Raw genomic sequence first — 4,154 nt, forward strand, 5'->3', positions numbered from 1 at the left:
GGGGAGGAATTGGGGGCGTGATCTACGATATCCGGCACGTCACGCGGTTCGATTATGGTCGGCCGGTCGCTTTTGCGCGCTGTAACCTGCGGCTCAAACCGATCCTGTGGTCGGGGCAACAGGTCGAGCGTTACGAACTGGCGGTAACACCAGCCGGAGAGACGCGCCCGGCGTTGGCCGAAGCCGGACTGGCCAATGTGACGCGCCTGGTCGTCACCGAACGCGTCCGCACCCTGACGATCGAAAGCGTCTCGCGCGTCGTGGTCGACCGCCCGGTGCCGGTACCGCAGCCCGACGATCCGACACTGGCTGAGGTCGCGGCGTTTGCGCGCGCCAATCGCGACCTATCGCCGGCCGGTCCCTCCGCCTATCTCTACCCGTCGCCGCTGATCCCGCTCGACGCCGATATCGCGGCATGGTGCGCGCAGGAGCTCGATCCCGACCGCAACGCGCTGGAAGCCGGCATCGCCTTGGCGCGGCGCATCCAGCGCGAGTTCGCGTTCGATCCGGCGGCGACGCTGGTCGACACGCCACCGCGCGAAGCGTTCCTGAAACGCCGTGGCGTGTGCCAGGATCTGACCCAGATCATGATCACCGGCCTGCGCGCTGCCGGCCTGCCCGCCGCCTATGTCAGCGGCTATATCCGCACGATCCCGCCGCCCGGGCAGGAGCGGCTGATCGGTGCCGATGCCACGCACGCCTGGGTGATGTTGTGGTGCGGTCCCGCGCGGGGCTGGATCGGGGTAGACCCAACCAACGGCATCTGGATGGCGGGCGACCATATCATCATGGCGATCGGCCGCGACTATGCCGAGATCGCGCCGATCGACGGCATCGTGCTGGGATCGGGCGCGCAGAAGATGGACGTATCGGTCGACGTCGCACCGGTCGGCGACGTATCGGCATGACATCGATGATCGATGCAGCAGATATCGACTGTGCCTGGCTCGTCAGCGACATTGCGGATTGTTTAGCGGCGGTCGTGACCGCTGGCGCAGGACCGCTTCCGAAAGGCGTTTTCGATGGTCCCGTGCATCTATTCGATCTGGAGCATCGACTTCGTCAGTTACCGGTTGTCGGCGCGGCTAATGCCCTCATCGAGGATGGCGATATGACGAGCTTTCTCGATCTGGCGAAACGCGGCTTGTTCGTATTCGACTGGACGGACGTTTATCGCACCCGCCGGGCAAGTATCGAAGCCTACGAGCTGGTCGCGGTTCCGGCATGCGCTATTCAAACATCCGATCTGCCAGCCGATCTCCGCGTCATCGCTCAGCGACAGCGGCTGTCATCGGCGTTCGGCGATCATTTGACGCTCGATATGCTCGCGACCTGAGCGCTCTTCAATTGCGCTCCGCTGCGCAATCCCCCAAATAGCCCGCAAGATGGCAGCTGATCCCTATACCCTGTTGGGCGTGTCCCGCACCGCGACCGAAGCGGATATCAAGAAAGCCTATCGCAAGCTTGCGAAGGAACTGCATCCCGATCGCAATACTGACAATCCCAAGGCGGCGGAGAAATTCAGTCAGGTGACGTCGGCCTACGACCTGCTGAGCGACAAGGACAAGCGCGCGCGCTTCGATCGCGGCGAGATCGACGGCGACGGAAATCCGGCCGCGCCGTTTGGATTCGGCGGTGGCGGCGGCGGACCGCACGGCGGTTTCCGCGCCGATTTCGGCGGCGAGCAGGCGGGCGATTTCAGCGACTTGTTCGAAGGACTCTTCGGCGGCCGTGGCCGGCCCGGTGGCGCTGGCGGCGGCTTCGCCGGCGGCTTCGGACGTCGTCCACAGCCCAAGGGCGCCAATGTCGCCTATCGTCTGACCGTTCCGTTCACCGACGCCGCGACCCTGGCACCGCAGCGGATCACGCTCGCCGACGGCAAGACGATCGATCTCAAATTGCCGGCGGGAGTCGAATCGGGAACGCAGATGCGCCTGACCGGCAAGGGCCAGCCCGGTCCTGGCGGCAATGGCGACGCGATCGTCACGATCGAGATCCAGCCGCACCGTTTCTTCACGCGCGACGGCGACGATATTCGGATCGACTTGCCGATCAGCCTTTCGGAAGCCGTGCTCGGCGCGAGCGTCCGCGTGCCGACCGCCGATGGCGCGGTGATGCTGACCGTCCCCAAGGGATCGACCTCGGGCAAGACATTGCGGCTGAAGGGCAAGGGGTTCCACAAAAAGGGCGGCGCGCGGGGCGACCAACTCGTCACGCTGATGGTCGACCTGCCGGTCGATGACGATGCCCTGGTCGAGTTCGTCCAGGGGTGGAAGGACAAGGACAGGAATCCGCGCGGCAACCTCGGCGTCTGACGTCGGTTACGATCCTGTATGTCGCATCTTTCGCCCCTTTCCCCTGAAGCGCGCGGTCTTCGCGGCTATCGCGAACGGGATGGGAAGCCGCTGCCGACCCGCGCCTGGATCGTCACCAAGCGCGTCTTCGTTGGCATCTTCGCCAACGGCTTCATGTATGCCGGCAACATCGCCTATATGGCGCTGCTGACGGTCTTTCCGTTCTTCATCCTGGCGGCGGCGATAGCGTCGATCTTCGGGCAGAGCGCGGACGCCCTGCGCGCGGTCGATTCATTCCTCTTCACCCTGCCGCCCAGCGTTTCCGGTCTGTTGCGCAAGCCGATCGCGGACGTGCTGGCGGCGCGGACCGGCTCGCTGCTCGTGCTCGGCGGGTTGGTGGCGCTCTGGTCGGTGGGCAGTTTCGTCGAGACGATCCGCGACATCTTCCGCCGTGCCTATGGCGTGACATTCGAAAAGCCGTTCTGGCATTATCGGCTCGGATCGATGGCGGTGATCGTCGGATCGGTCGTGCTGGCCTTGCTTGCCTTCCTGATCCAGGGCGTGCTGACCGCGGCCGAGCAATTCATCTACCGGATGGTCCCCTGGGCGGCCGAGTTTGGCCAATGGGTCGGCTGGTCGCGGATCATTCCGGCGCTCGTCATGTACGCCGCGCTCTACATGCTGTTTCTGTCGGTCACGCCGGGCAAATATCGGGCAAAAGGGTGCCCACGCTGGCCGGGCGCTGCCTTCACCACGGCCTGGTGGATCAGTGCCACCTTGTTGTTGCCGGTGTTCCTGTCCAACCTCAGCAATTACGACCTCACCTACGGCAGCCTGGCTGGGGTGATCGTCACCTTGTTGTTCTTCTGGATCGTCGGCCTCGGTATTTCGATCGGCGCGCACCTCAACGCGGCACTAGCCGAAACGCCGTTGAAGGACGTAAGGGACGGTCCGACAACGGAAATGGAGATTGAAGCGGCATGACCGGACTGATGCAGGGCAAGCGCGGGCTGATCATGGGCCTGGCCAACGACCGCTCGCTGGCCTGGGGTATCGCCAAGAGGCTGCACGAGGCGGGCGCCGAATTGGCGTTCAGCTATCAGGGGGAGGCGATCGAGAAGCGCGTCCGTCCGCTCGCCGCCGAACTCGGCTCGGACTTCCTGATCGATTGCGACGTCAGCGACATGGCGGCGCTCGACCAGACCTTCGCGACGCTCAAGGAGCGTTGGCCGACGATCGACTTCGTCGTCCACGCGATCGGCTTCTCCGACAAGAACGAGCTGCGCGGCCGTTATGCCGACACCAGCCTCGACAATTTCCTGATGACGATGAACATCAGCGTCTATTCGTTCACCGCGGTGGCGCAGCGTGCGGCGGCGATGATGCCGAACGGCGGCTCGCTGCTGACGCTCAGCTATTACGGCGCCGAAAAAGTCGTGCCGCATTATAACGTGATGGGCATCGCCAAGTCGGCGCTGGAAACCAGTGTGCAATATCTCGCAGTCGACCTCGGCCGCGACAATATCCGCGTCAACGCGATCTCGGCGGGCCCGATCAAGACCCTGGCGGCAAGCGGGATTGGCGATTTCCGCCTGATCCTGAAGTGGAACGAGCTCAATTCGCCACTCAAGCGCAACGTCACCATCGAGGATGTCGGCGGCTCCGCGCTCTATTTCCTGAGCGACCTGTCATCGGGCGTCACCGGCGAAGTCCATCATGTCGATGCCGGCTATCACGTCATCGGCATGAAGGCGGAAGACGCACCGGATATCGCTTTGGTGTAACAAAAACTCCCTCTCCCCTCCGGGGAGAGGGCTGGGGAGAGGGGCAGTCGGGGACGCTCCTTTGACGGACTCCCCC

The 4,154-nt window shown here is 64.1% G+C and carries 5 protein-coding genes; all 5 read left to right on the forward strand.

Annotation, left to right across the window (positions count from 1 at the left end):
- Nucleotides 1-17 precede the first annotated feature (17 nt).
- Genes SPR01S_RS20645 through fabI form a run of 5 tightly spaced genes read left to right on the forward strand, consistent with a single transcriptional unit; the run spans nt 18 to nt 4,078 of the window.
- Nucleotides 18-908 (forward strand): transglutaminase family protein, encoded by an 891-nt coding sequence (locus SPR01S_RS20645; protein ID WP_066593645.1) that lies wholly within the window; start codon nt 18-20, stop codon nt 906-908.
- Nucleotides 905-1,336 carry a hypothetical protein gene (locus SPR01S_RS20650; protein ID WP_066593646.1) on the forward strand — a complete coding sequence of 144 codons (432 nt, stop codon included), beginning with the start codon at nt 905-907 and terminating at the stop codon, nt 1,334-1,336. The genes SPR01S_RS20645 and SPR01S_RS20650 overlap by 4 nt, the downstream gene beginning before the upstream one ends.
- Before the next feature lie 49 nt (nt 1,337-1,385).
- Nucleotides 1,386-2,315, forward strand: a complete 930-nt coding sequence (locus SPR01S_RS20655; RefSeq protein WP_066593648.1) for a DnaJ C-terminal domain-containing protein — start codon at nt 1,386-1,388, stop codon at nt 2,313-2,315.
- A gap of 18 nt (nt 2,316-2,333) precedes the next feature.
- Nucleotides 2,334-3,278 carry a YihY/virulence factor BrkB family protein gene (locus SPR01S_RS20660; RefSeq protein ID WP_066593656.1) on the forward strand — a complete coding sequence of 315 codons (945 nt, stop codon included), beginning with the start codon at nt 2,334-2,336 and terminating at the stop codon, nt 3,276-3,278.
- Nucleotides 3,275-4,078: an enoyl-ACP reductase FabI gene (gene fabI / locus SPR01S_RS20665; RefSeq protein ID WP_066593658.1), complete on the forward strand. Its 804-nt coding sequence runs from the start codon at nt 3,275-3,277 to the stop codon at nt 4,076-4,078. The genes SPR01S_RS20660 and fabI overlap by 4 nt, the downstream gene beginning before the upstream one ends.
- Nucleotides 4,079-4,154: the final 76 nt, after the last annotated feature.

The organism is Sphingomonas pruni NBRC 15498 (genome assembly GCF_001598455.1).
GTDB classification, from domain to species: Bacteria; Pseudomonadota; Alphaproteobacteria; order Sphingomonadales; family Sphingomonadaceae; genus Sphingomonas; species Sphingomonas pruni.

Bases quoted from the DNA above. Each gene is read 5' to 3' on its own strand.
- fabI (WP_066593658.1), top strand. From the start codon at position 3,275: ATGACCGGACTGATGCAGGGCAAGCGCGGGCTGATCATGGGCCTGGCC.
- SPR01S_RS20655 (WP_066593648.1), top strand. From the start codon at position 1,386: ATGGCAGCTGATCCCTATACCCTGTTGGGCGTGTCCCGCACCGCGACC.
- SPR01S_RS20650 (WP_066593646.1), top strand. From the start codon at position 905: ATGACATCGATGATCGATGCAGCAGATATCGACTGTGCCTGGCTCGTC.
- SPR01S_RS20660 (WP_066593656.1), top strand. From the start codon at position 2,334: ATGTCGCATCTTTCGCCCCTTTCCCCTGAAGCGCGCGGTCTTCGCGGC.